Here is a 25,647-nt window from a genome sequence, read left to right as displayed (position 1 = left end):
GCCGAGTACGGAAGGGGAACGGCATGAGCGACGAGACGCGGAGCGCCACCTACGGCGAACTGGCCGCGCTGGGGCCGTACGGGGTCCGTCCCGGCCACGCGCTGATCACCCTGGTCGAACCGCACCCGGGCCACGAGCGCGCGTACAACCGCTGGTACGAGGACGACCACTACTACGCGGGCGCGATGGCGATGCCCTGGATGTTCGCCGGGCGCCGCTGGGTGGCCACCCGTGAGCTGCGGGAGCTGCGCTATCCGGAGCGTTCCGCGGTCGCGGAGCCGGTCGGGGCCGGCTGCTACCTGTCCGTGTACTGGGTGACGGAGGGGCGCTACGACGACCACATGAGGTGGACCGTCGGCATCAACAAACGGCTCGACCGGGACGGTCGCGTCCACCGGGACCGCACCCATGTGTTCACCTCGTTCCAGCACCACGAGGCGACGGTCTACCGGGACGGTGCCGAGGGGCCCCGGGACTTCCACGCCCTGGACCACCCCTACCGCGGGCTGGTCCTCGAAGTGATCGACGCCGAAGGCCCGGAGCAGCGGGCCGAGTTGCTCGAATGGCTGTGCTCGCGACACCTGCCGGAGCGGCTGGCGGGGTCCCCGGCGGCGATGGTGACCGTCTTCCGTCCCACGCCCCTGCCCGGAGACCGGATGGCCTATGTGAAGCAGGTGGAGGGCGTCGACACCCGGCTGACCCTGCTGTGGTTCCTCCAGGAGGAGCCGGGGGAGTGCCGGGCCGGGTACTTCGCCGGACTCGACGCGGCGGTCGCGGAATCCGGCCTGGGGCGGGTGGAGCTGGTGGCACCGTTCATACCGACGGTGCCGGGAACCGATCTGTACGTCGACCGGCTGCGCTGAGCGCTTCCTGCGGGGCCTCCCGCGGGACTTCCTGAGGGAGGCCCCGTGGGTTTTCCTGCGGTACTTCCGGCATGACTTCCTGCGGGGCGGGCGCCGAGCCCCCTCGGCCAGGACGGCGGACCAGTCGAGAGGGCTGACAACAACACCGGAAAGGCGCTGTGATGCGAGCGCGCGAATTCATCGGTCAGGCGTCGAAGGAACCCTTGCCGACGTCACGCACGAATGCGTTCCACGCGGCGGGGACGAACGTGATCGAGGGGCCTTCGGGGGCCTTCGAGTCGCGTACGTCAATTGCCTGCACGAGAGGGGACTTGACTTCGACGCAGGCGCCGTTGCCCCCGGAATACGAGGACTTCGTCCACTTGTCCGTAGCACCCTGACGAATGGCCATTTTCACTCCGGTTCAAAGAGTCGCGTGAATGACACCAACGGCGTTCCGCCGGTGTTCCGTTTGGCGTGATCGACGCTACTCGTCCCACCACTTGGGCGAAGGGGGTGTTCACTCGACCGGGTGGTATGTGTTCTGCACATCTTCCGCTACGGGTGAGCGGCAGTGTATTCTCCCGCCGCCCCTCCCGTAACATCACTTCATTTTCCACATTACGGACTTCGCGGGGCATTCGGGCTGTCCGGAATTCATGGCCGGAAGGCCCGAGGTGTTTCTCGTCCGCACGGCTTGTTCGCGCTGTTCGGCCGTACGGATCGGATGTATGCCGTCGCGGGTGCGTGTCATCGCGTGCATCTCATGGGGCACATGGGGCGCATGGTCCGGTCACACGCCGGGGAGTTCGGTGTACTGCTTCGCGATTTCGGCGATGAAGTGCCGGGTCTGTTCCACATTCAGCGCCTGTGCGCGCAGGTGCTCGTACATGACGCTGTACCGCTGGACGTCGTTCGCCTTCTCCAGATAGAGGTCGCTGGTGACGCCCTCGATGTAGACGACGCTGGAGTCCGCCGCGTCCGGGAATTCCAGAATGGCGTACTACCCGTTGATGCCGGGGTGCGCGCCCATCTCGAACGGCAGCACCTGCACGGTCACGTGCGGCAGCCGGGACAGTTCGATCAGTTGCTCCAGCTGCTCGATCATCACCTGCTTGCTGCCGACCAGCCGGCGCAGCGCGGATTCGTCGATCACCGCCCACAGCCGCAGCGGGTGTTCCGGGTCGGTGATCCGGTCCTGGCGGCGGGCCCGGACGCTGACGCGCTTGTCGATCTCGCTCGGCGGGGCCTCCGGCAACGCGCCGTTGATCAGCGCCTCGGCGTAGCCCCGGGTCTGCAACAGGCCCGGGACCACCTGGGGTTCGTACACCCGCAGCGACTCCGCGTCGGTCTCCAGACCGATGTAGACGCTGTACGGGATGTCGCCGAAGGCGTGCCACCAGCCCTGCTGGCGGGAGTCCTTGGCCATCTGCATGAGCGAGTCGACGATACGGTGGTCCACGACCTCGTACACCCCGCAGAGGTCGCGGACGTCGCGCTGGCTGATGGAACGGCGGCCGTTCTCCAGGCGGCTGATCTTCGACTGCGACACCAGCAGCCGCTCCGCCACCTCCTCGGCGGTCATGCCCTTGAGCTCGCGCAGTCGGCGCAGTTCCTGGCCCAATCGGCGTCGCCTGACGGTGGGATTGACGTTGGACGGCACGGAAACGGCACCTCCGGCTATGTAGCTGTGCGTATCTACTGCTGAGCAGATTGCCACCAATCCCCCCGGTCGCGCTGGAAAATGGACACACGCATGCGCGCGGGGCAGCCGATGTCTCGGCTGCCCCGCGCTTGGTGCGGCTCCCGAACCGGGTCTTGGGGACGACGGTGCGGCGGTATTCGATTGGTGCCGTGGTGTCGTGGTGCAGCGACGCCGTGGTGCGGGTGGTGCGGTGGCGTCATGTGCTGCGGTGGTGCGGTGTGCTGCGGTGCGGGCGCGTCGGCGCGGTCCTAGTGGGCCGCGATGCGCGCCATGCCGCCGCGGCGGGACTGCGACTGCACTTGCGGTTGCAACGGGACTCCGGCCGCCTGGCTGCGGCGCGGCTGTGCGACCGCCCCGTTCTGGACGTCCATCACGGCGTGCGCCACGAGACCGCCCATCGGGTCGTGCCTGATCAGGTCCCGGAGCCGGGAGCGCGATGAACGCCCCTCGTTCCCGGGGTACAGGTGCTTGCCGAGTCCGACCGCGTGGGCCAGCGCGGCGAGCGCCGCGGTCCGCGGGTCCGGCGGTACGCCGGTGCGGATCGCACTGTCCAGCCTGGCTCTGATGTCCCGGCTGATTGCCGTGTCCGTCGCCTGGTAGCGAGTCGTCGGCAGCACTCCGCACATCTGGCCCGCCACGGCATGCACCATGCCGCACCGCTCCAGATGAGCGAGGTAGATCTGACGCAGCCCCAGCCGGGGCCCGCCGATCCAGTGGACCGCCCGGACCGGGCTGCCGCGTCGGCGCAGCAGTTCCAGTGCGGAGTCCAGAGTCGGATCTCCTGTCGGCCGTGGCATCACCACGGCGATACGATCCCCGTCAGGGGCTATCCGTCCTGCCAGAGCCAGCTCCACTAGCTGAGCCCCGGCGAGGCCGAGGTCGAGCGACTGCGGCTGCGCTGTGGTACCCGTGGTCGGGTCCAGAGCGAGCAGCAGAAGCTCCTCCGGAATTGTTCTGCGGCTCCTGCCCATCCATGCCTCCCCGCGTGGATGAATGACAGGGTGACCCCTCTCACATTGGTCTGTCGAGAGTGCCTGGGTGCTTTGTACGGGAACCAGTAGGTATGTCGTTCTCGTCTTGCAGTCGGGCCGGTGGTTCACACAGGACACTGGTAGATGGTTTCGGACAGCGCGGGGGGCGTCCCCCGTGCCGCATGGAGGAGGCATCGGTGGCGGGCGAGTCCCCCGACAAGTCGGAGCAGCAGAAGTCGTCGGGAACGGCTCGGAGTGAAAGCGATCCGCGGCTTGCCGTCTTCCGTGAACCGTCCGCGAAGGACGAGACCGCGGGAGGAACGGACACGGCGACGGCCGTGTTCCGCGCGGGAGCGCTCGCCGGGGCCGACGGCGACGACGAGGGTGAGGGCGCCGGGGGCGCTGGCGGGACCAATGGTGTCGGGACGGACAAGGCCACGGCCGTCTTCCGCGCGCCGTCGGCCGAGGACGTCGTCGAGGGTGTCGAGGGTGTCGAGGACGTCGAGGACGTCGTCAAGGACCACGAGGACTCGGAGGAGCCCGGTGCGACCGGCGCCGGGGCCGACGCCGAGGAGCCCGAGGGCTCTGAGGGCCCTGAGGGCGCCGCGGACGCCGATGGGGCGAAGGATGCCGGAAAGGGTGCCGGAGGCCGGGAGGGGGCCTCTGGGGCTCCTGGAGGCGCGGATGCGGACGTGTCCGAGGTCACGGATGAAGGCGGAGACGCCGACGCGGCCGGTTCCGACGCCGATGAGCCCGGTTCCGGCGCCGCCGCGGTGAACGAGCCCGCGGAGGGCGATGCCCCGGAGCCTGCCGGGTCCAGGGCCGAGCCCAAGCCCGAGTCCGATTCTGAAACCGAGGTCAGGGCCGAGGCCGGTTCGGAGGTGCCGGACGCGGATACGGACGCGGCGAAGGCCGACACGTCCGAGTCCCGCGCCGCCGAGGCCGACGCCGCCGACGCGAAGGCTGCGAAGGACGAGAAGGCCGCAGTTGCTGCCGAGTCCAAGTCCGAGGCCGAGTCCGACGCCGGGTCGGACAAGGACGTCAAGGCTGACAAGGACGCCAAGAAGGCTGACAAGGACGCCGGTGATGACACCGACGGCGACGACACCGGCGGCGACGACAAGAACGAGAACGAGGTCGACCAGCCGACGGCCATCTTCAGGGCGCCCACCGCGGCCCGGGTCGACCAGCCGACGACCGCGCTGAAGGTCATTTCGCCCGACTCGAAGCAGGCGTCGGAGTCCGCCTCGAAGCCCGAGTCCTCCGCCGAGCGGACCAGCAAGTTCGTACCCCTGCGCGGGGACGACGTACGACCCGCGCCGGCGGCGCCGCGCCGGTCCGAGGCGCCCGCCCCCGCCGCGACGCCCGGCACACCGCCCCCCGCATCGCTGGGCGTTGCCGAGCGGACCACGCAGCAGCCGATGCCGCCGAAGCCGCCGCTCGACCTGCTGGCCGAGCTGACGAACACGCCCCCGCCGCCGGAGACCCCGGTCCGCACCGCCGTCCGCAGGGTCAAGATCTGGACCCCGCTGGTGCTGCTCCTGCTGATCGTCTTTGCGATCGTGCAGATGATGCGCCCGCTCCCGGACCCCGTGCTGAGCCTGTCGGTGAAGTCCACCTACACCTTCGAGGGGCAGCGCCTGGAACTCGACTGGCCGTCGCAGGGACAGTCCGCGGTGAGCGTGGACGGCGTCGGCTCGATGGGCAGTTCGGGGGCGCAGAAGCCCGCACCCATCGCCAGCGTCGCCAAGGTCATGACGGCGTACGTCGTCCTCAAGAACCACCCCCTGACCGGCAAGGAAGAGGGTGAGAAGATCACCGTCGACCAGCAGGCGGAGGACGAGTCCAAGCGCGACGACGAGTCGACGGCGCCGATCAAGAAGGGCCAGCAGTTCACGCAGAAGCAGCTGCTCCAGCTGCTGATGATTCCCTCGGGCAACAACGCGGCGCGCCTGCTGGCACGCTGGGACTCCCCGTCCGAGAAGGAGTTCGTGGCGAAGATGAACGCCGCGGCCAAGGAACTCGGCATGACGAACACCACCTACACCGACCCCAGCGGCCTGGACAAGGCCACCGTCTCCACCGCCGAGGACCAGATCAAGCTGGCCCGGGCGGTCATGCAGAACGATGTGTTCCGGAAGATCGTCGACACCCCGCAGATCGAGATCCCGGGCATCGACCAGGTGATCTACAACAACAACACCCTCCTGCTGGAGCCGGGCGTGAGCGGCATCAAGACCGGCTCGTCCACCCCGGCCGGCGGCAACCTGCTCTGGTCCGCGAACACCGTCGTCGACGGCAAGACGCTCTGGATCTACGGTGCCGTCATGGGGCAGCAGGCGGGCACCGGCCAGCCGTACGACAGCCTCGCCATGTCGCTGCAGAACAGCCTCAAGGTGATCAAGGGCGCGCAGAAGGCGGTCACATCGGCCCAGGTGGTGAAGAAGGGGGACGTCGTCGGATACGTGGACGACGGCCTCGGCGGCCGTGCCGCGGTGGTCGCGACCCGCAACCTGAAGGCGAAGGGCTGGCCGGGCCTCAAGGTCGAGCTCTCCCTCTCGGACAACGGCAAGAAGATCCCGCACAGCGCGTCGGCGGGCACCGAGGTGGGCGTGGTGACCGTGGGCACCGGGCCGGGCAAGGTCAGTGCGCCGGTGGCCCTCCAGGAGGAACTGAAGGCCCCGGGATTCGGCCAGAAGCTGACCCGGCTCGGCTGACCCGCTGCATCAACAATGAACGGACGGTGGTTCCCGGGGCTCGGCCCCGGGAACCACCGTCCGTTCATGGGATCAGCCGCAGTGTTCCCAGCCGCTGGTGTACGAGGCTTCGTTGATGCCACCGCCCCACATCACGCACTTGCCGCCTCCGGCGACCCGGACGGGGCCGGCGTACGAGGTGTAGTCGCCCTCGTCCACCTTCCAGCTGCCGCCCTCCACCTTGACCTTTGCGTGCATCAGGGTGGAGCCGCCTGCGGTTCCTCGTATGGTGACGACGCAGTTTGTGCTGCCGTTCCACAGGAGGTACGTCGTTGCTGCGGGGCTTGAGGACAGCGCATGTGAATCGATGACGCTGTAGCCGGAACCGCAGAGGGACGCGGGGCTGGGCGCCGCGTAGGCCGGAGCCGCCGTACCGGCGATGATCAGCGTGCCGGTCGCGGCGGCAAGTGTGAACACGCGGGCTTTACGCATGTGGAAGAACTCCTCGCTTTTGGGAAGTTGATCTTCACGAAGCTTACGTGTTGTGTTTGATCGATAACAGGATGCGTTTCGGCCACTTGTTCCCGGGCTGTGCGTAAGGGTGCTGAGCCCGTTCGGGCTCAGCACCCTGCAGAGTGTGCGAACTCGGCCGGGGGCTGCGCGGGCCGTCCCGGGAGCAACGGAATCGCCGTCCGGTCCTGCCGACGGCCTCGCGGCGCAGGGTGCTCGGGCCGAGTTCGGCGGCCGGTATCCCGCTACGGAGGCATGCACCCCGTACCGTGCGGCTCTGCCCCGGGCGCCACGCCCTCGCGTTCACGGCCCCCCGGGCTCATGCCCCCCGACGGGCACCGATCACGGGCACTCGGGGGTCACGCCGTTCGACGGGCCGCCGTACGCGGAGCCGAGCCGGACCTCGCCCGGCTTCTTCACGGTCAGCCGGGTGAACTCGCCGTCCGCGGCCAGGCAGCCGTTGTCCGCCCACAGCCACGGGGAGTACGCCACCCGCACGGTCACCGAGCCGGGCTTCGGCATGTCGACCACGAGGCTGGCCCCGTCGGAGTTCACCACCGAGGCGGGCCGGCTCACCAGCGGGGTCGCGTCCTTCACCCGGTAGATCTTCCAGTTGTCGTCCTCCCACACCCGCTCCAGGTAGTCGGGCTCGCTCGACACCAGGTCGTGCTCCAGCTCCGCGGGGCCGTCCGGCCGGCCGTTGGCGAGCACGACGAAGCCCACGGCCCACTGGGAGAGCCAGGCGCGGTAGGAGGCGGCGGAGAAGGTGCCCGGGGGCACGCTGGTCCCGCCGTGTCCCTCGTAGAACAGCCGCCCGCGCTCGACGTCGGCCTGCCGGTTCCAGCCGCGGGCCATGTTCACGTGGGGGGCGAGGACGGCCGCCTCCCGGTGGTCGCGGGCCGGGACGACCTCGACCCGGGTGCGTTCGCTGCCCAGCTTGCGGAGTTCGGCGACCACGCCCTCGGTCTTGACGGCGTAGTCGGGCACTTTCGTGTTGGTGACGATGTCGGCGATCGTCTTGCCGGACAGCCAGAGCAGGGAGAGGACCAGGGCGACGGAGCAGCCCACCCGTTGGCGCCGGGGCGTGAACCAGGTGAACGACAGCCGCTCCGGGGGCGCGTCCGCCTCGCCCCGTTCGCGGCCGTTGACCAGGATGGCGAGCAGCGTCACGGGGGCCGCCAGCTCGGTGAGCCGCTCGACGTTCGTCCCGATCGGCGAGGCGATCAGGTAGCAGAGCACCACGCCGAGCGCGTACACCGCCGCCCCGAACCGCACCACCCGCCAGTCGCGCGGCGCCGTCAGCACGATCACCGCGCACAGGATCACCGGCGGCCAGATCCGGTTGAACGCCATGGGCTGCTCGCCCTCGAACGGGAACAGCAGGGTGGTCAGCGCGACGACGACGACCGGCGGCACGACGAGCGCGGCGGCCCTCCCCCACTCGCGGCACAGCAGATGGGCCGCGCCGACCACGAGGAGGAACAGCCCGGAGACGGGGCTGCCCATGGTGGAGAGCGCCGCGCAGACGACCGCGACCACGAGGCGCCGCCCGCTGACGATCGCCAGCACGGCACCCAGCGCGAAGGCCGTGCCCAGCATGAACGTCGACCGCCCCGACACCACCTGGCACCACAGCGAGAAGGCCACCACGAGCGAGGGCCACAGGGGCCTGCGCAGCCCGCTGCGCTCGACGAGTGCGGCGGCCAGCCAGGACGACGAGAGCCCGGACAGCAGGGTCACGGGCACCACACCGAGGACCGCCATCACATAGGGCGAGATCACGCTGTAGTTCACGGTGTGCAGTCCGCCGTACCAGAAGAGGTTGTAGGCGGAACCGGGGTACATCTTCGCGAACTCGGCCCAGGCCTCCTGGGCCGCGAGGTCGCCGCCGCCGGTCGCGAGGGCCGCCCACCAGACGCCGTAGAGCGGCAGGAAGCAGAGGGTGACCAGGAGCGGCATGGGAAGCCGCCCGAGCCGCCCCCAGCGCGCTTTCGCGGGGTCGTGTGCGCGTCGCGGGAAGGGGCGACGTGGGGACAGCTCGGCAGAGGTCACTGCGGCGTTCCGTTCCGGTCGGGTGGACGAGTTCTGTGGGGTAGACGCTAACGGCTGGGTTCCGGTGGCCGGCAGGGACTGTGAAGTCCGCGACGGCCCCCCGCCCGCCGCTGCCCCGTCGTGGCCTTTGCTGTGGCCCCCGCCGTGGTTCCTGCTGCGGCTCCTTCGGGAGCCGTCCCGCGCCCGGCCACCATGGTTCGGCGGAGGCCGAAACGTCCCGGCCCTAGCGTCGGACCATGACCGGAACGAAGCACGGACCCGATGTGTCCGACGTACCCGATGCCCTCGACGTACCCGATGTGCCCGACGCCCCCGACGAGGTGCCGGCGACGGACGACCGCGACCCCGCGCAGGTAGTGACGGACATGGTCGACCACGTCCTGGCCCTCGCCGGGACCTGGACCGCGTGGGACGGCCGCCCCGTCCCCGCCGGTGACAGGCTCTACACCCCGCACAAGGCGATCCGCCGCGTCGCCGACCACATGGTCGACCACCTCGCGGAGCTGGAGGCCCGGCTCGTCGGCGAGGAGACGCGCCCCGACCACTGGCACGCCTCGACGATCACCACCGCGGCCGACCTCGCGCCGTTCACCGGGGCCGACCTCGACGAGGCGCGCAGCAGACTCACCCGGCTGGCCAGGATCTGGGCGAACCGCCTGGGCGCGCTGACGCCCGACCAGCTCGACCGGTCGCCCGGAAAGGGCTGGACCTTCCGCCAACTCGCCTTCCACACTGCGGAGTCGGCCTACTACGCGGACTGCGTGGGCGCGCTGCCGGCGGGCGGCACGCCCGGTTCCGCGTCCGACCGGACGACGAAGCGCCACCACCCGTAACGTCCGCGACGACGGTGCGGAGACGGCGTCCTGCCCCCTGTCCCCTGGCGCCTTGGACCGGTGAACCGGTGAGCTGGTCGATTCCCGGTCAGGGGCTGGGGATCGTCTCGATCCGTTCGCGGTTGAGCAGGTACAGGGGAAGGTGCGGCAGGTCCGGCGGGATGGGGAAGCCGTGGTCGAAGGCGAGGCTCGCGATCGCCAGCGGTCCCAGCGCCACCCGGGCGCGCGGCGCGGTCGAGTCGCCCCAGTGGGCGCCGTGTTCCGCGAGCGCCTCGGCGAGTGTCTTGGCGAAGACTTCGGGGTCCCGTGCGACGAGGCGGTGGAAGAGCGCGATCGGCTGGTAGTCGATCCCGTTCACGAACTCCGTCGGCGCATGGGTCACCTCCTCGGGCCCGGACGCCTTCATGGTGGCGACCAGCTTCTCCACGACCTCGTCCATGGAGCCGTGTTCGGAGAAGTAGGTCTGCAAGGTGTCGATCCAGTGCAGCACGTACCCGTCGACGGAGTCGTCCTGCCGCAACGTCTCCAGCGGCACCCGGCACAGCCGGCGGATCCGTTCCCCCTCCCGGCACACGATCGCCAGATAGAGGGCGTCGAGCCAGGCACGGGCGTCCGCGGGCGGTGCGGCGGGCATGTCCGGCAACCGCCGTACGAGATCCTCACCCAGCCGGCACTCCTGCGACCGCGCACCCGTGAACAGCGCGGCGCCGAGCTGTACGGCGGTGGACCAGGCGTCCCACGTGTCGACGTCGGCCGCCCTGGGATCGGTGGCGCAGCACGCGTGGGCGTGGGCCACGGCGGAGGCGAAGGCGCCGCCCAGGTCGGCGCCCGGGACGGGAGTGGGGCCCTGGGGGAGGCCCGCTATCAATTCGGCCGTGGTGCGGGTGAGTTGGGCGATATCGGGGGCGGGCGCTCCGGCGGTGGCACGGGTGGCGAGCCGCCCGGCACGGTCGAGGCGGGCCAAGCCCTTCATCAGGCCGAGCAGCTGGGGCGGCGGCTGGATGGAGAAGGACCGGGTGGCCTCGTCGATGACGGTGAGCGACGTCAGCCCGCCGCGATGCCACCAGTGGACCCGCGGGGACAGGGCGCCCGCCCCGTCCTCGAAGGCGCCCAGTGCGTAGGCGGCGAGACGGTTGACGGCATCGACCACGGTGCCGTCGGTGATCGGGTGGTACACCAGGTTGTGCCGGCTCGGCATGACGACAAGGGCACCGGCCTGCGGAAGCGACGCACCGGTGACCCGCTGGACCGCGGCGGCCAGGTACAGGGCCTGACTGCCGACGAAGTGCGAGTCGCCGTAGAGGGAGTGCAGGACCGTTCCCTCGACGGGGATCTCCTCATGCGTGACGGGCACGCGCATCAGGTTCTCGTACGCGGCCCGCCCCAGCTCCTCCGCATCGACGCGCTGCACGTCCTGATCCGTGAGGAGCCGTACGTCGGTGGGCCGGTCGAGGGCATAGGCGAAGACGAGCCCGTCGGCCACGAGACGCGCGTAACGCAGGGAGCCGGCGATCTCAGGGGTGATCGAGTCGAGGGGGAGCAACCGGGGGTGCACACCGCGCAGCAACTCGCCGGTGTCGGGGGCGTGATCAGGATTCATTTCCCCGACTCTACGGAGGTGGCGCACGGGCGGACGACGCGCCCCGCCTCTCCCCGACCGGGTCCCGTCAGCTCACCAGCAGGGCGTTGTCCCACGACGTCGCCGGTGCGTCCCCCGTGGCGTAGGCGTGGAGGGCGAGGGCGATGCCCGCGGCTCCTTCCAGGAAGCCGGGGCGGTCGAGGGCGCGTGGCGCGAGGGCGTGGCGGTAGCGGAAACCGAACGGGGCCTCCGGGTCGTACCCGTCCATCACCCGCGCCGCCAGCCCGTCGGCGAGGGTGCGGTAGTCCGGGTCGCCGCTGTCGTGCGCCATGCGCAGCACGATCTGCAGCAGGCCCGCCCAGCCGTGGCACAGCGCGGAGTCGAGGATCAGCTCGTGGCTCGCCGAGGCCAGCGCGCCGCGCAGGGCGGCGTGCGCGTCGGCGCGCCAGTCCGCACGGTCGAGGGCGACGCCGGCCAGGTACACGGCACGTGCCGCGCCGACGGCGCCGTAGCACCACGAGTCCCGCCCGCGTTCCGGCGGTTCCCCGCTCCCGACGTGCTCCGCCGTGACCAGGTGCGGCCAGCGAGGGCCGGCCCCGTCGGCCGTGCGCCAGCGGGACAGCAACGCCATGATCCGCTCGACGGCCTCGTCCTGGCGGTCCACCCGGAACCCCGCCCGCCGGGCGACGGAGAGGAGCGCGAGCGGTCCGCAGACACCGTGCGCGAGACCGAAGTTGGCGTGTTCGGGGAGCCCGTGCTCCGGGCTGTCGGCGATCCACCACGCGGGCAGCCGGAGGCCGTCGCGCACGATGTCGTCCGCGGTCGCCACGGCCACCAGCGATTCCAGTACGTCGGTCAGCGCGAGCCCGGCGGCGTGCCGTGCTTCCGGTTCGGCCGCCGACTCGTACCGGGCCAGCAGGTAGCGGCCGATGCCGGTGGTGCCGCCGAGGACGTCGTAGCGGTCCCACGCGCCGATCGGCTCCCCGGCGCGCACCCGCTCCCGGTCGGCCCGCGCGCGCCCGCGGACCTGGTCGACGATGTGCCGGTCCAGGCCGGCCAGCATCGTGGCGTAGCCGCCGAACCCGGTGGCCCCGGTGTGCCCGGCGAACGCGAGCGCCACCATGCCGCCGAACAGCGACTGCGGCAGCAGCCGTATCCCGCTGCCCAGCGCCGCGGACAGGTGCGCGTGCGCCCGGCCGCGCAGCTCCGGCGCCCCCGCGGCCAGTTCGGCGAACAGCAGCCCGACCCCGGGGTGGCCGTCGGAGAGCAGCAGCGGGTCCCACACCGGTTGCGGGTTGCCCGGATAACGCATCAGGTTGTCCGGCACGCCCGCGATCCCGGCCACCCGGCCGGGCTCCGCCAGCCGGTCGGCGATCTCGGCGACGATCCCGGCGGCCGCCTTCCTGAGGGCGGGCGCCCGGTCAGCCGGCGTCGGTGGCGATGTCGGTGTCGGTGTCGGTGTCGGTGTTGGTGTCGGCGTTGGTGTCGGTGTCGACGTTGGTCTCGGCGTTGGCGTCGGCGTTGGTGTCGGTGTCGATGCGGGTGAGGGCACGGAAACTCTCCAACTCCTGCAACAGGACGCGGACTTCCGCGCGCCGGGACACGGGCAGGTCGCCCACGCGCACCACTTCGCCGGCGCCGAGCCGGTCGAGGACCGCGAGGGCCGCGGCACCGGCCGTACCGGACGAGACGTTGCCGTTCGCGGCGACCCTGCGGGCACCGGGGCCGGGCGCGGCCAGCAGGGGGGCGCACGCGCGTACGGGGGTGTCGTCGTCGAGCGGGAGGAGCCCGGCGGGCGGCCGGGTCGGCCAGAACCCGCCCGCCGTCCTGACCCGCAGGGCCAGGGCGGTGGCCCGGTCGGCGAACCGGTCCTCGGCCAGCAGCTCCGCGAACGCGTCCACCGCGTCGGAGAGCGCGGTGGGCAACTCGTCGGCCAGCCGTCCGTCCGGGCCGGCATCGGGGGTGAACAACGGGGCCGACGCCACCGGTTCGGTGCCCCGGAACAGGTCCTTGATCTCGTAGTACGGCCGGTGCTCGCGGCGCGGAATGCCCACGTTGACGCTGGTCGCCGGTGCGCCGCCGGTGCTCTCCCCGACGTGGTAGTACCGCGCCGGCCAGTAGAGCAGGTCCCCCGGCCCGACCTCGGCGACGAACGAGGACGCCAGGTACGGCTGGTAGTCCAGGACCGTGTGCACCGGGTCCGACCACGGGCGCTCGGCCCAGAACCGCATCCGCTTGGTGCCCCGCACGCAGAACATGAAGGTGGCGAAGCGGTCCTGGTGCACGCCGACCGGGCTGTGCTCGTAGGAGCCGTGGAACAGCGTGGAGCCCGCGGTGTGCGTGGGCTGGCCGACCCGCTCCCACAGACCGGCGTAGAACCGCTGCGCGCGCGTCCACAGGGGGTGGGAGAACGAGTGGAAGCGGTGCACCACGAGGGCGTAGCGCTGCCGGTCCAACCGGTCGGCCATGCGCCGCTCGTAGCCGTCGAGCGAACCGTCCGACAGTTCCGGCAGGAGGTCGTACGGCTGCGTCTGCTGCCGCCGCTCCACGAGGAACTGCACGTTCCCCGGCACGGCGAGCGGATGCGGCGGCCGGCTGCCGAGCACGGCGGCCCCGAACACCTCCGCCTCGGCGAACGGCGCGTCGCCGACGCCCCTGTACAGCACGGGTTCCCGGTCCCAGAACCGGTCGACGAAGACGTCCCGGTCGAAGGACGTCTCGACGGTCACCGCCGACACGGCCGGATCGGTTGTCCCCGTCATCGTGAAGCCGCCTCGACCACCTCGACCACCTCCACAGCCTCGACCACGTCGATGCCGCGCAGCCGGTACAGCTTGTCCAGCAGCGCGAGCACACTCCTGTCGTTCGTGTCGCCGTTGCCGAGGGCCCGGCACACGTCGGCGACGCCGGTCTCCCCGCCGTCGCGCAGGGCGGCGAACACGCGGTCGCCCGCGGCCGCCGGCAGGGTGAAGACGTTCCCGTTGACCGCCCACACCTCGCGCCCCGGCCCGTCGGGCATCCGGACGATCTCGCCCGACCGGCGGATCCGGGTCGGCGGGGTCATCGGGACGCCCTCGCGCGGTACCGGGATCGGTTCGAGACCGGCCGCGGAACGCAGCGCCGCCCAGCGGACCCGCAGCATCCTGCGCAACCGTTCGCCGTCCACGGTCGTGCGCAACTCGTCGCCCAGCGCGTTCAGACGGGGCAGCACCCCGTCCCGGTCGTCGATCCGGGAGCCGGGGCCGAACGGGAAGTACGGCACGGTCCCGTCGTTGCCCTGCCGGCCGTGCACCAGCTCGGCGAGCAGGTCCCGCAGGGCGGTGAACGGCAGCCGCCGGTCGACCGGGACCCGCAGGCGCAGCGCCACGCACCCCTCGCGGTAGGTGTCGACGTGCCGCCGGTCACCCGGCCAGTACAGCAGCTCCCCGGCACCGGCGCTCAGGGTGTGCACGCCGTCCGGCTCCCGGTCCGGGTCGGCGATTGCGGCCGGCGGGGGACCGCCGCGCTCGTCCCACAGCCGTACGTCCATCCGCCCGCCCAGCACCCAGGTCAGTGCCGCGTGCGTCGGCGCCCCGGTCGCGCCGGCGTGCTGGGTGAGCCGGTCGCCGATCAGGATCTCGGTCTCCACCGGGAGGTTCGGCCAGCCGACCACCCGCCACAGCCCGCGGATCGTGTCGCGCACCGCGGACCACGGAGCGAAGTCCAGGAGCAGTGGTTGATGCACCGTCAACAGGTATCCCTGTCCAGACACTTCGGCGTCCAGCCGGTGGAGGTAGTCGTCCAGGGTCCGGTCGGTGGTGTCCGGCAGCAGCGGGCCGGGCGCGCGCAACCGGCCGTCGCCCACCAGCAGCCGGACGTCGGGCATCACCCAGAACCGGGTACCGGCGCGGAACGGGGCGCACGCCTGGACGGTGAGCGCGTGGACCGGGTCGGGGCCCACCGGTGGCCGGGCACGCAGCAGGGCGGGTTCCCGGTCCCAGTACCGTTTTCCGAACAGCGCCCAGTCGACGTCGTCGGGCGCCTGCCGGAGCTCGTGGGCGGGTGTGGTCATGATGCCTCCCTCCCCGTCAGGGGGAACCGCTGCCGGATCCGTTCCGTGTACTGGGCCAGGGGCTCCATGCCCATCGAGGTGCGCCGGCGGTCCACGTGGTCCGGGTCCCCGATCCGGTACGGCACCAACTCCCCGTCCACCCGCTCGAACTTCGTGCCGTACACCTGGGGGAGCCCGTCGGCGATGCACAACTCGTCGGTCAGGGAGGCGACCTCGCGCCACGGGAGGTCACCGCCCGCCGCCGCCCGGCGCATCAGCTCCAGGCAGTGCCGCCGGAAGTCCAGGTGATCCCGCGCGTGCTGCACGAGGCGACTCGCGGCCCCGGCCGCCGCGGCCCCGACCATCGTGCGCCCCGGCCACCCGTGGTCGGCCACGACCCCGGCCAGCCAGTCGATGCCGGCGTCGGTCAGCGTCCGCAGGCGGCGCTCGGCCTCGTCGTCGACCATGCCGCCCTCCGCCCACGGCATCCGGAGGGCGCCGTCGAGCCGGTCGAGGCGCAGCAGCCGGCGCCGGATCTCCCCGGCGGGCGACGGCTCGGCCGGAACCTCCGGCGCGTCCACCGCGTCGATGCGCAGCCGCACCTTCTCCCGGTCCCAGATGTAGGTGACCCGCCTGCCCACCTCCGGCCAGTCGAAGCCGACCTGGCCCTCGGTGGGGCTCTGCAGGTGCAGCCGGACGCCCAGCACCCCGTCCGTGACGACGTGCTCGGGCACGTCGTCGAACACGTTCTCCGCCGCGTCCCGAAGTGCCACCCCGAGACCGGCGAGTTCGAGGTTGGCGCCCTCCAGCAGCGACGGCAGCGGGGGCCAGCCGCCCTCGGGCTCCGGCCGGGCCGCGACCCGTGCCGTTTCGAACGACAGCGACAGCGACAGCGACAGTGACGGTGGCTCGGCCCGGTCCGTTTCGAACGGTGACGGCTTGCCCCGGTCCGTTCCGAACGGTGACGGCAGCGGCGGGGGCTCGACCCGCAGCACCGGACCGCCCTCCAGCGAGCGGATGAAGTAGGGCACGTCCATGCGCCGGAGCTGGTCGGTCTCCGCCCGGTCGAAGCGGACGTCCGGCTCGGCGGGGACGGGTGCGGCACCGCCGCCGGACAGCCAGCGCGGCACCAGCGCGTCGAAGTACCGGAACGTGGGCCGGCGCAGCACCCGGACGTGGTGGCCGACGGTGGCGGTCGACAGGAACCGCCGGATCTCCGGCCGCTGTCGGCACATCAGGGTCCAGGCGTCGAACATGCCGCGCAGCATCGCCGGCAGGTAGGGGCCGTACCCGGCCCGCCCGTCGGTGTCCGCGACGACGTTCCTCGTCTCGTCCCGGGCGAAGGGCCGGCGACGGCGGTACAGCCGCAGCGCCCCCGTCGGCTCCGCGTGCCAGCACACCGGCGGGCCCTCGGCGGAGCACCACCGCGGAGTGTTCTCCAGGCCGACGTGGTGCTGGTCGACCTCGGCGGTCGGGTCGTACAGCAGGCCCGTGTCGTAGAGCCGGGGGATCCGGCAGAAGTAGATCTCCAGATCGATCGGGTACAGCAGCGGTTCGCGCTCGCCGGGCCTGCTCCCGGTCACGACGTTGCCGCCGATCATGTCGGTGATCCCGAAGGCGAACGCCGCGGCGGTCAGCGAGCCGGTCCGGTGCCAGAAGCGCGCCGCCTCCGACCGGGTCAGCCGGGTACCGGTCAGCGACCACGGCCCGGAGGCGCGGATCGGTCCCCACTGCGCGGGCGGTTCGATCCACTCCTGCCACAGGTACCCCGGTTCGGCGCCGGGCCAGCAGGAGAGCACCGGCAGCCGCACCTCACCGGACGCCGCGGGCGCGTCGTTGAGCAGTTCGAACAGGGACGCGGGCGGGCCGGCCGTGCCGCACGCGGTGAACCGCAGCTCGCCGGAGGCGGTGAACAGCAGCTCGCCGGAGGCGGGGCGCGGCTTGTACGCGATCCGGCCGCCGCCGGCACAGTCGAGACGCAGTACCCGCTGGCGGCCGTTGTGGGTCTCCTCGCCGTGGGCCCACAGTCCGACGACCGGCCCGCGAAAGGCCGGATTCTCGGGCCAGCAGGTATTCATGTCCCGCAGCAACCGGTCGAGAAAAAGTGTCAGGAATGCTTCGCAGCGTGCCGCCCATTCCGCCACCCGGTCGCGGGCATAATGCGCCCGTCCGGCCGCGCACGCCACGAATGCCTCGGAAACGACCGGCCCGAAGATTTCGGCGTTGGTAATATCGAGGATTCCGGTGGCGACGATCTTCGAATAGCGCTGCGCGGCGGAGGCGCACCATTCGTCCAACCGGTCCAACAGTGCGAGCAGCGGCGCGAACCGCCGGTCCTGGAGGGCGTGCGCGAGTATCCGCGCGTCCGCCGCGCCGCCGAGCAGCCGGTCGACCGTGACCGTGCCCTCCGGTCCGGCCGTGACGACCGGCGGGAAGAGCCCGCCTGCGGTGCCCTTGCGGACGGCGGTGATCAACCGCTGTGCCGCCGGCGGGAGTTCGGTGGGATCGTCCTGGCCGGCGTTGCCGTCCGGGGCGGGCATCTCCCAGAGCGGATCGATGTCCGCTGGTGCATCCGACAAGGTCGCCCTCTCGACTCGTTGCCGCGGACCGCGAGGCCGGTGGGGGTGGCGCCGCCGTCGGCGGCCCCACCCGGCGGGCATCAACAGCAGTAGACGCCCGCGCACGAACCACAGGCGGTACCGCTGCCCGAATTCGTCGGCGACGCAAGGGGCGGAATTTCCTGCTCCAGATCACCGATCACCAGGTCGAACACCTCGTCGGCGCTCTGGTCCGCCTCGACCCTGCCCTTTTCTGCGACAGCCTGCATGAACACACTCCTCCCGCGCTGAGTTATGAATTCGCGGCCAGCATGGTGGAGATAGAATGTCCATGTCAAGAGTGCGCTGTTTGCCATGCCTGCGTAGGATCCGGCCGAATTCCGGTGATCTTCGGCCCGTGCCATTCGGCTCGCCCCATACTGGCCCTGTCGGCACATACGAGATGCACGAGGCACACGAGACACACGAGATCTCCGGGAGGCAGTCATGGCTCGCATCACGTCGTACGTACGCCACCGCCTGGGCAGGATGCGCGGCACGTACCTCTACCCGTACCCGATCTGAGCACGCTCCGGTCGCGCACTGCGGCCGTGCACGGATGAAGGAACTCCGGGGCCGCGCGAGCGTGACCCCGGAGCACCGGCCGGAAGAACTCCTGGGACAGAGCGAAGGGGCGCGATGACGGCCGTCGAGTCGACTGACGAGCGACCGGACCGACCGGACCGACCGGACCGACCGGACCGACCGGACCGACCGGACCAGCCGGACCGACCGGACCAGCCGGGCCGACCACACCAGCCGGACCAGCCGGACCGCCCCATACCGTGGGCCACCGCCACGTCCGGCGCGACATGGCGGTCATCGGACGCCTACGCGTACGAGCGGGACCCCGTCGGGTTCCTGTCGGCGGCGGTCGACCGGTGCGGCGACACGTTCCGGTTCGGACGGAACGCGGTCTTCGTCGCCGACCCGGACGAGGTGCACACGGTTCTCACCGAAACGGGGCGCGCGTTCCGCACCGGGCGCGACTTCCTCGACGGTTTCCGCAGCACCCCCGACGAGGTCACCGCGCTGTGGCTGCGGGGCCGGCGGGCCGGCCGGGCCGGGCTCGCGGCACGCGCTGCCTCGGCCGGGGCGCGCCGCATGCGCGAGCGGATCCGCACCGACCTGGCCGCCCTCGCCGGACGGCCGGTGGACGTGGCCGACCACGCCCCCGGACTGTGCTCGCGCGCGGCGCTCGCCCACTGCCTCGCCACCGTCCCCGACGCCCTGCCCGCCCGCCTCGCGACAGCCGCCGAACGACTCACCGGCGTCCTGGACGCGACGCTGCCGTTCCCCGCCTGGGTACCCGGCTCGGCCGCCCACCGCGCCCGTACGTCCGTACGCGCCCTGGCGAACGTACTGACCGAGGTCGTCGAATCCCGCGAACGGAGAAGCGGACCCGCCGGCACGACACCCGGACCCGCCGGCACGACACCCGGACCTGCCGGCACGACACCCGGACCTGCCGGCACAGCCCCCGGACCTGCCGGCACGGCGTCCGGACCCGACCCCACGACACCCGAACCCGACGACGAGGCCGGGCCCGACGACCCCGACCTGCTGGACGCACTCCTGACGGACGCCGACGCCTCCGCCCAGGAAGCGCGGGCCGTCCTGCAGATGATCCTCACCGGCACCCACGTGGTCCCCGGCGCCGCGCTCACCTGGCTGGTGGCCGAACTCGCCACCCGTAAAGGGCTGTCGGAGGCCATCCGCGCCGAGGCCACCGCGTACGGGACCACCGGCGACCTGCCGTACACCACCGCAGTGGTCAAGGAATCCCTCCGGCTGCACCCACCGGTCTGGCTGATGACCCGGGACGTCGCCCTCCCCGCCAAGATCGCCGGACACGCCATCGGCCCCGGCGACCAGCTGGTGTTCAGCCCGTACCTCCTCCAACGCGACCCCCGCTGGTGGGACGCCCCCGACCACTTCCGCCCCGAACGCTGGCTGAGCGAGCCACACCCCCGCCGCACCCGCCACGCCTACATCCCGTTCAGCGGCGGCACCCGGATCTGCGCCGGCTACCGCCTGGGCCTCCTCCAGCTCACCCTCACCGCCGCACTGCTGGCCACCGAGTACACCGTCGAGCCCATGGGCGCCCCCGACCTGACCCCCACCTACAAGAGCGTGCTCACCCCGACGGACCTACGAGTGCGCTGGGACCCAGCACCGGCCCGATGACCGGCCGGTCGAGCCGGCCGGGCCGGGCGGTCCAGCCGGTAACCGGACCGAGGCCTTTGGCATGCAGCGACTGCGGCGCGCCACCGCTCGCCCGGCAGGCGGCCGGCAGCCCCCTGCGCGAGACCTCATGCCGACAGCGTCCTAGACCACATCGATGCCGTACTCCTGGACCAGTTCCTCCAAGCCGCCTCGATACCCCTTGCCCCCGCCGACGAAATCCCAGTCGCCGTTCGCACGGCGACGGAAGGACCCCAGTACGAGGGCGGTTTCGCCGACGCGGCCGTCGGAGACCTCCAACCGGTCGAGCGGGGCTCTCTCGGCGTCCAGCAGCCGGATACCGGCGTTGGTGAAGCCGGACAGGTCGGCCGCAGGATTGGTGACAGGATCGATTGCGGCGATGATGACGAGACGGTCGGCGCGCGTCGGCAACGCATCGAAGGAGACCTGGACGGCGGCTCTGTCCGGCGCGACGGGGATGAGCGTGCGGACCGTGCCGTCAGGTGTCCGGGGGTTGTTGAAGAAGACGAAGTGTTCGTCGTCCAGAACGCGGTTGCCGTGGCAGACGAGCGCGCACACGTCCAAGGCGACGTTGCCCGACCAGTACATGCCCAACACATTGTGGTCGTCCGTACCGGTCTCGCTGTCCGGTGTCGTCCGCTGGGCGGGGACCGGACGTTCGCCGCTGCCCAGTCGCCCGCGCAGCCCGTGGCGGTGCAGCAGGTCGACCAACTCGGGACCTGTCACCAGTTCCAAGGGCTTGCCGTTGGCGAAGGTGTGCGAGCCGGGGCCGAATCCGGACGTGGTGACCAGGACCCCCTTGTTGGCGCCGGCATGCTGGACGGTGCCGTACAGGTCGCGGACGGCTGTCGGGGGCACGGTGCTGCGGTAGCGCTTGACCTGTACGACGATCTTGCCGCCGCGAATCGGGGTCGGGTCCAGCGCATCGACGTCCACGCCACCGTCGCCCGAGCGCTGTGTGGTCACGGCCTGCATGCCCATGGCCCGGAACAGATCGGCGACCAGTGCTTCGAAGGCGATGGGATTCATCTCGTACAGATCCGGCTCTTCGTCGCCTCCGTGGGTGACGACACTGTTGCCGACATCTTCGGGAACCCGGTCGGGCCGCACGGGCACGTACTGATCGGGGCGCGATGACAGCTGCCCCCTGAGTCCGTCCACCAGGCAGGTGACGGCGTTCACCTGTTCCAGATGCAGCTCGGCGAAAGTCGAACGCGAAGCCATGACAGTGCCGAGGAACATGGGCGCCCGCCTGCCGGTCGTCGGGTCGTGATCGTCCACGAACCCGTTCAGCGCGACCGATTCCAACGCACCGAACTCATCGGCTGCGAAAAGGTCGCGCAGGACCAGCAGGAGACACTGTGCGAGTACGTCCCGGTACAGGGCACGCCGCTGCGTGACCGGCCGGGGCGTCTCCTTCTCCTGATCAGCGTTGATCATGTAACGCACCGACTTCGCCTCCGGGACGACGTCGTACTTGGGCAGCTCCCAGTTCAGTACCAACTGACGCGCGCCGGAGTCGTACGCTGCGGACACCTGACGGGGTAGCTCATCAGGCCACCCGACCGAGGAGTAGAGGGCGGCGGAGAAATACTCCACCACGGTCTCGGGATCACCGTTGCGAAGCCTTGTCGTCATCTCCGCGATGCCGGCGTTGTGCCGACGGATCTCACTCAGTTGGGCCTCGGCCCACTGTTGGTACTGCAGCTGGTAGGCGGCCAACTGGTGCTGCCGCTGAGCTTCCGCCGCCTGTGCAGCCTGCCAGTCGCGCTCGAACCTGGACCGGGCCTCCGCCTGGGCCTGGGCTCGCCGCGCTGCGGTCCAACCACCTTGCGGCTGGTACTGGTTCGGGGCCGGCATGCGGATGGGGTGCGCGAGCTGCCCCGGGGAGAACGCCTCGACCTGCTCTGCCCGCGTCAGTGCGTCGACCCTGAAGGCCGGAGCCCGGCATCCTGCCGCCAGCAGGCCCTGTAAGGACTCGACCCGTGCGTCGAGCTCCTCCGTACGCCGCCGGGCCTCCGCCTCGCGCTGCTCCCGGTACGCCGCTCTCTGCTCGCGTTGGCTGCGCGCGAGCTCTCGCTGGTAAGCACGCTGCTGCCTTTCTTGATCCCGCTGGCACCTGGCTTGCGCCTCACGTTGACGTTGCTGTTGGCGCTGCGCTTCGGCCCAGACACCGACCAACCCATTGGAGCGACGGCTCATGCTCTACAGGCCCTCCCCACCAGCGACATGGCGGGTGTGCGCCAAGCCCCGGTCCCATGACCAACTGTGATGGGACGACTCTAGTCGGCAACCATTCGCGCGCACATGCCCTTGTCATGGTTGGCCGCCGCTCCATCGCTCCACCCTGACCTGCGCATACCGAGGCGAAGCGATGCCTGCCGCCAGGACGTTCGTCGCCCGACCCGGGCAGAAAGGCAAACCGTCGGATTCTCCAAGGGAGAGCCGAAGGGCGTCCCGGCAACGCTGCGGGCTCTCGCCGATTGGCTTTCATGAGGCATGGACAACGGGCCCCGGCCGGAGCCGCGTCGTGAAGGCTTCGGTCCGGCTCCCCGTCCGAGTTTCGGCCCCCTGCGTGATCCAAAACCGGAGACCCTGCCGCCCTCGAGGGGGACAGGGTCTCCGGCCTGCTCTTTTGCTGTGTCCCCGGCAGGATTCGAACCTGCGACACCCGCTTTAGGAGTGGGATCGAATCCTTGCCGGGTGGTGCCGGAGGCTGCCGCGTGGAGCTGTTCCACCTGGTCAGCGCCCCGCGGCTTCGCGCCCAATCCTGCTCGTAACACCTCCTGCCAGACTGTCCGCTCACGCACCGCTCACGCGCCCGGGGCTTTCGCCTAGGGTGGAGCGGGCACTGGCGCACGCGAGCCAAGCAAGATCTATGTGGAGCTGGTCAGCTGCGCTGACGCAGCTGTTGGACTACCGGCACCACGGCCAAACAGAGCAGGGCGGTTCCTCCGAAGGCTGCACCTGCCGAGAGCAGGGCCCCGGAAGCCGGGGTGCCGTCGAGGACCTTGAGGAATCCGACGCATACCGCGACGAGGGCGGAGCACAGCACCATGACCAGCAGCCAGGGAATCCAAGAACTGTTCGCGGGCTCCGAGGCCGATGTGGGAGGGGCTGTCTGAGCGGACGATCGGTGCTGGGTGTTCACAGCGATGCTTCCTTCTCGAGTCGGCGGCGAGGGATGACGTCGGGGGCGGGTTCGGTAGACGGGCCCAGTAGTGCGCCGGCCAGGGCGATGCGGGTGCGTCGTACGGAGGCAGCGACGGCCAGATGCGCGCGGTCCAGCTCGTCAAGACCGTTCAGCGCGGCCACGATCTCCTGCTGCTCGGCCAGGTCCGGCAGTGGAATTCGCAGCGATCCGAGGGATTCTGACCGGAGTGACGGGGCAGCGGTGGCGGCGGCCCGGTCCCGCATCCAGGCGACGGACCCGTCCAGGCACAGGTAGTGGAGGAGGTACTCCGGCAGCACCCGGCCCTCCTGCGCCTCGGGTACACGGAGCCGGATGACGTTGGGGCTCATGAGCCAGCCGATTTGATGCTGTTGCACCAGTGCTGGCGGAACGATCGACCCGGAGCGGACACACACGATGTCCTTGTGCCACAGCTCGAAGTTCCTCAGCCGACGGGCCGTCTCCTCCGTCACCCGCTCGTCCGCCTCGTCACTGATGCGCCGATCCTTCAGATGCCGTGGGAACACCACGGGAACCGGGCCGTGGGCGCTGCGCTGCTTCTTGCCGAGCTTGGAATAGGACGGTCCGGCCTGGATCTCGCACAGCGAGTCCAGGCTGGCCAGGGAGACTGGCTGGTTCCTCCGGCGCAGCGGTCCATGGTCCCCGACGAACGGCAGCCGAGTGGTGGCGTCCTGTGTGTCTCGTAGGTGTTCTTCGGCATCGCTCAGCAGCTCCCAAGCGGACAAGAGCTCGTGCTCGAAGCCCTCTCCGCCGTCGCTCCGGCGCTCGACATGATCAAGGGGATTGAGCGAGTAGTTGCTGCGACGCAGTTCTTCCCGGGATACACGGGCCGCAGGCACGTGTGGCTCCGCGGTCGTCGTCCCCGGGGAAGGCGTGGTCCCTCCCGCGTTCTTATGAGCCCGGTAGGCGTCGATGAGGGATTCGGCGTCCAGGGCGCTGAGGACCCGACGCGAGCCGTTCTTCACCCCCATGTGCCGTGCGTCGAGGAACAGTGTGCTGTCGCACGGGTTGTCAGGGTGGCGCAGCATCCACACGGAGACTGGTACGGCGGTGCCGGTGAACAACTGGGCCGGCAGCGCGATGACACAGTCGACGACTCCGCTCTCCACCAGATTTCGCCGGATGGTCTGCTCGGCCTTGTGACCGGAGTTGCCTGCCTTGTTGGGCATGATGATCCCGGCTCGGCCCCGCTCGCGCAGCTTCGCCAGGCAATGCTGGACCCAGGCAAGGTTGTCGTTGTCGAGCGGCGGAGCCCCGTACGCCCACTGCCCCTCGCGGCGCTCTCCGCGGCCGGGGTCGCTCATGTTGAACGGCGGGTTGGTGAGCACGATGTCGAACGACTCCAGCGGAGCCCGCCCCGGACCGTCGTGCCAGGGGACTGTGCGCTTGAGATCGAGAGCAGGGGAGACACCATGGAGAAGGAGATTCATGGTCGCCAGTCGCCATGTGTCGGCGCGCCGGGTCTCGCCGTACGTCCGCAGCCTTTCCTTGCGAGGCAGACCGTCCTCGTCCAAGGCACAGGCGGCCGTGGCCTCGATGAGGAATCCTCCGTCGCGGGCGTATGGGTCGTAAACGGACTCCGGTTCACCTGGACCGAACTCTGAGCAGGTCAGCCGTGTCATCAGCCGGACCACAGCGCGAGGAGTGAAGAACTCGCCGCTGCCCAGCGCAGCTCGTTGCTCGTACTGGTCGAGGATGAGCCCGAACACGTCCTCGGTGAGGCGGCTCATCGCGTCCACGACGTTGCGAAGGTCACGAGCAGTCCGTGGCTCCAGTCGCCCCAACGCCTCCTGCATGCTCGAATGGACGCCGAGGCCACGCATGTCCTCGTCGGCCGAGCGGCCGATGTCCCGGAGCAACTGGGCTGCCTCGTCGAGGCTGTTGAGGCTGCGGGCGCGGGCGGCCAATGCGTCGAAGCGGTCCGCGGCGGCGCCGCGGAGATAGTGGAGGCAGAGCAGCAGGTTCAGATAGTCGAGCACGCTGGCCGCCCCTCGTACCCGGTCGATGAGGCTGCCCATCAGATTGGTTACGATCCGCCGATTCTCGGGCTGGGGTTCATCGACAGTGCTGGTCGGCATGCGGTACGACGACCCGGCGCCGAGACGGCGCTTCGCCGCCTCGACTGGAGGCTTACCGGCTTCTTCCTCCTTCCGGGCACGGTGCCCGTAGGTGGTGCCGACGGGCTCTCCTGCGACGAGCCGCCCGGACGGCACCGGCCTTCGATCCAGCCACTCCATGATTTCCGACCGTCGAAAGTAGTCCTGTCCGTTGGAGCGTCGCGGCGAGGGGAAGTCGGTCTCCTGGCGTTCCCAGGCCGTTACGGTCGGTCGGCTTACGCCTGCGAGCGTGGCGATCTGTGTTCGTCCGAGCAGCGGATCGTCACCGGTCGGCGGATACGACATGAGCGCGGGCCCCCTTCAACTGCGCCATGAAA

The 25,647-nt window shown here is 70.7% G+C and carries 17 protein-coding genes and 1 pseudogene; 4 read left to right on the top strand and 14 right to left on the bottom strand.

The window, feature by feature from the left end; all coding sequences use genetic code 11:
• The first annotated feature begins 23 nt into the window (after nucleotides 1–23).
• Nucleotides 24–863: a hypothetical protein gene (locus OCT49_RS13675; RefSeq protein ID WP_283852146.1), complete on the top strand. Its 840-nt coding sequence runs from the start codon at nucleotides 24–26 to the stop codon at nucleotides 861–863.
• A gap of 184 nt (nucleotides 864–1,047) precedes the next feature.
• On the opposite strand, the gene OCT49_RS13670 is transcribed toward OCT49_RS13675, so the two are convergent.
• The 3 genes and pseudogenes from OCT49_RS13670 to OCT49_RS13660 all read right to left on the bottom strand — a co-directional run bounded on the left by OCT49_RS13670 (nucleotide 1,048) and on the right by OCT49_RS13660 (nucleotide 3,518).
• A complete protein-coding gene (locus tag OCT49_RS13670; protein ID WP_283852145.1) occupies nucleotides 1,048–1,254 on the bottom strand; it encodes a DUF397 domain-containing protein in 207 nt (68 codons plus the stop codon).
• A gap of 381 nt (nucleotides 1,255–1,635) precedes the next feature.
• Nucleotides 1,636–2,505: pseudogene (locus OCT49_RS13665) on the bottom strand (helix-turn-helix domain-containing protein).
• A gap of 290 nt (nucleotides 2,506–2,795) precedes the next feature.
• Nucleotides 2,796–3,518 carry a GOLPH3/VPS74 family protein gene (locus OCT49_RS13660; protein ID WP_283852144.1) on the bottom strand — a complete coding sequence of 241 codons (723 nt, stop codon included), beginning with the start codon at nucleotides 3,516–3,518 and terminating at the stop codon, nucleotides 2,796–2,798.
• A 182-nt stretch (nucleotides 3,519–3,700) separates the two neighbouring features.
• Between OCT49_RS13660 and OCT49_RS13655 the strand changes: the two genes are divergently transcribed.
• The gene (locus tag OCT49_RS13655; RefSeq protein WP_502963373.1) at nucleotides 3,701–6,235 is read left to right on the top strand and encodes a D-alanyl-D-alanine carboxypeptidase family protein; all 2,535 of its coding nucleotides are present in this window, start codon (nucleotides 3,701–3,703) and stop codon (nucleotides 6,233–6,235) included.
• Nucleotides 6,236–6,307: 72 nt separating this feature from the next.
• On the opposite strand, the gene OCT49_RS13650 is transcribed toward OCT49_RS13655, so the two are convergent.
• Both OCT49_RS13650 and OCT49_RS13645 read right to left on the bottom strand, forming a co-directional pair.
• Nucleotides 6,308–6,706 (bottom strand): acetyltransferase, encoded by a 399-nt coding sequence (locus OCT49_RS13650; protein ID WP_283852143.1) that lies wholly within the window; start codon nucleotides 6,704–6,706, stop codon nucleotides 6,308–6,310.
• Nucleotides 6,707–7,066: 360 nt separating this feature from the next.
• Nucleotides 7,067–8,683 (bottom strand): DUF8823 domain-containing protein, encoded by a 1,617-nt coding sequence (locus tag OCT49_RS13645; RefSeq protein WP_283852142.1) that lies wholly within the window; start codon nucleotides 8,681–8,683, stop codon nucleotides 7,067–7,069.
• A 458-nt stretch (nucleotides 8,684–9,141) separates the two neighbouring features.
• Here OCT49_RS13645 and OCT49_RS13640 point away from each other — a divergent pair, with 458 nt between their 5' ends.
• Nucleotides 9,142–9,609, top strand: a complete 468-nt coding sequence (locus OCT49_RS13640; protein ID WP_283855791.1) for a hypothetical protein — start codon at nucleotides 9,142–9,144, stop codon at nucleotides 9,607–9,609.
• An 88-nt stretch (nucleotides 9,610–9,697) separates the two neighbouring features.
• On the opposite strand, the gene OCT49_RS13635 is transcribed toward OCT49_RS13640, so the two are convergent.
• From OCT49_RS13635 to OCT49_RS13610, 6 genes are all read right to left on the bottom strand, one after another.
• A complete protein-coding gene (locus OCT49_RS13635; protein WP_283852141.1) occupies nucleotides 9,698–11,209 on the bottom strand; it encodes an immunity 49 family protein in 1,512 nt (503 codons plus the stop codon).
• A 67-nt stretch (nucleotides 11,210–11,276) separates the two neighbouring features.
• On the bottom strand, nucleotides 11,277–12,533 hold the full coding sequence (locus OCT49_RS13630; RefSeq protein WP_283852140.1) for a lanthionine synthetase C family protein: 1,257 nt from the start codon (nucleotides 12,531–12,533) through the stop codon (nucleotides 11,277–11,279).
• A 76-nt stretch (nucleotides 12,534–12,609) separates the two neighbouring features.
• Nucleotides 12,610–13,950, bottom strand: a complete 1,341-nt coding sequence (locus OCT49_RS13625) for a JmjC domain-containing protein (protein ID WP_283852139.1) — start codon at nucleotides 13,948–13,950, stop codon at nucleotides 12,610–12,612.
• Nucleotides 13,947–15,239, bottom strand: a complete 1,293-nt coding sequence (locus OCT49_RS13620; protein ID WP_283852138.1) for a hypothetical protein — start codon at nucleotides 15,237–15,239, stop codon at nucleotides 13,947–13,949. The genes OCT49_RS13625 and OCT49_RS13620 overlap by 4 nt, the downstream gene beginning before the upstream one ends.
• Nucleotides 15,236–17,758 (bottom strand): DUF6624 domain-containing protein, encoded by a 2,523-nt coding sequence (locus OCT49_RS13615; protein ID WP_502963464.1) that lies wholly within the window; start codon nucleotides 17,756–17,758, stop codon nucleotides 15,236–15,238. The genes OCT49_RS13620 and OCT49_RS13615 overlap by 4 nt, the downstream gene beginning before the upstream one ends.
• 119 nt (nucleotides 17,759–17,877) lie before the next feature.
• The gene (locus OCT49_RS13610) at nucleotides 17,878–18,045 is read right to left on the bottom strand and encodes a hypothetical protein (protein ID WP_283852136.1); all 168 of its coding nucleotides are present in this window, start codon (nucleotides 18,043–18,045) and stop codon (nucleotides 17,878–17,880) included.
• A 409-nt stretch (nucleotides 18,046–18,454) separates the two neighbouring features.
• On the opposite strand from OCT49_RS13610, the gene OCT49_RS13605 reads away from it, so the two are divergent.
• Nucleotides 18,455–20,002 (top strand): cytochrome P450, encoded by a 1,548-nt coding sequence (locus tag OCT49_RS13605; RefSeq protein WP_283852135.1) that lies wholly within the window; start codon nucleotides 18,455–18,457, stop codon nucleotides 20,000–20,002.
• A 141-nt stretch (nucleotides 20,003–20,143) separates the two neighbouring features.
• Here OCT49_RS13605 and OCT49_RS13600 read toward each other — a convergent pair whose 3' ends face one another.
• The 3 genes from OCT49_RS13600 to OCT49_RS13590 all read right to left on the bottom strand — a co-directional run bounded on the left by OCT49_RS13600 (nucleotide 20,144) and on the right by OCT49_RS13590 (nucleotide 25,615).
• The gene (locus OCT49_RS13600) at nucleotides 20,144–22,222 is read right to left on the bottom strand and encodes a restriction endonuclease (protein WP_283852134.1); all 2,079 of its coding nucleotides are present in this window, start codon (nucleotides 22,220–22,222) and stop codon (nucleotides 20,144–20,146) included.
• A 688-nt stretch (nucleotides 22,223–22,910) separates the two neighbouring features.
• A complete protein-coding gene (locus tag OCT49_RS13595; protein ID WP_283852133.1) occupies nucleotides 22,911–23,171 on the bottom strand; it encodes a hypothetical protein in 261 nt (86 codons plus the stop codon).
• Nucleotides 23,168–25,615 (bottom strand): N-6 DNA methylase, encoded by a 2,448-nt coding sequence (locus OCT49_RS13590; protein ID WP_283852132.1) that lies wholly within the window; start codon nucleotides 25,613–25,615, stop codon nucleotides 23,168–23,170. The genes OCT49_RS13595 and OCT49_RS13590 overlap by 4 nt, the downstream gene beginning before the upstream one ends.
• Nucleotides 25,616–25,647 lie beyond the last annotated feature (32 nt).

This window comes from Streptomyces sp. ML-6 (assembly GCF_030116705.1).
In the GTDB taxonomy this organism is placed as follows: Bacteria; Actinomycetota; Actinomycetes; order Streptomycetales; family Streptomycetaceae; genus Streptomyces.
This window is presented reverse-complemented; position numbering and strand designations above follow the sequence as displayed.

Bases quoted from the DNA above. Each gene is read 5' to 3' on its own strand.
- OCT49_RS13675 (WP_283852146.1), top strand. From the start codon at position 24: ATGAGCGACGAGACGCGGAGCGCCACCTACGGCGAACTGGCCGCGCTG.
- OCT49_RS13670 (WP_283852145.1), bottom strand. From the start codon at position 1,254: ATGGCCATTCGTCAGGGTGCTACGGACAAGTGGACGAAGTCCTCGTAT.
- OCT49_RS13660 (WP_283852144.1), bottom strand. From the start codon at position 3,518: ATGGGCAGGAGCCGCAGAACAATTCCGGAGGAGCTTCTGCTGCTCGCT.
- OCT49_RS13655 (WP_502963373.1), top strand. From the start codon at position 3,701: ATGGAGGAGGCATCGGTGGCGGGCGAGTCCCCCGACAAGTCGGAGCAG.
- OCT49_RS13650 (WP_283852143.1), bottom strand. From the start codon at position 6,706: ATGCGTAAAGCCCGCGTGTTCACACTTGCCGCCGCGACCGGCACGCTG.
- OCT49_RS13645 (WP_283852142.1), bottom strand. From the start codon at position 8,683: ATGCCGCTCCTGGTCACCCTCTGCTTCCTGCCGCTCTACGGCGTCTGG.
- OCT49_RS13640 (WP_283855791.1), top strand. From the start codon at position 9,142: ATGGTCGACCACGTCCTGGCCCTCGCCGGGACCTGGACCGCGTGGGAC.
- OCT49_RS13635 (WP_283852141.1), bottom strand. From the start codon at position 11,209: ATGAATCCTGATCACGCCCCCGACACCGGCGAGTTGCTGCGCGGTGTG.
- OCT49_RS13625 (WP_283852139.1), bottom strand. From the start codon at position 13,950: ATGACGGGGACAACCGATCCGGCCGTGTCGGCGGTGACCGTCGAGACG.
- OCT49_RS13620 (WP_283852138.1), bottom strand. From the start codon at position 15,239: ATGACCACACCCGCCCACGAGCTCCGGCAGGCGCCCGACGACGTCGAC.
- OCT49_RS13615 (WP_502963464.1), bottom strand. From the start codon at position 17,758: ATGCCCGCCCCGGACGGCAACGCCGGCCAGGACGATCCCACCGAACTC.
- OCT49_RS13610 (WP_283852136.1), bottom strand. From the start codon at position 18,045: ATGCAGGCTGTCGCAGAAAAGGGCAGGGTCGAGGCGGACCAGAGCGCC.
- OCT49_RS13605 (WP_283852135.1), top strand. From the start codon at position 18,455: ATGACGGCCGTCGAGTCGACTGACGAGCGACCGGACCGACCGGACCGA.
- OCT49_RS13600 (WP_283852134.1), bottom strand. From the start codon at position 22,222: ATGAGCCGTCGCTCCAATGGGTTGGTCGGTGTCTGGGCCGAAGCGCAG.
- OCT49_RS13590 (WP_283852132.1), bottom strand. From the start codon at position 25,615: ATGTCGTATCCGCCGACCGGTGACGATCCGCTGCTCGGACGAACACAG.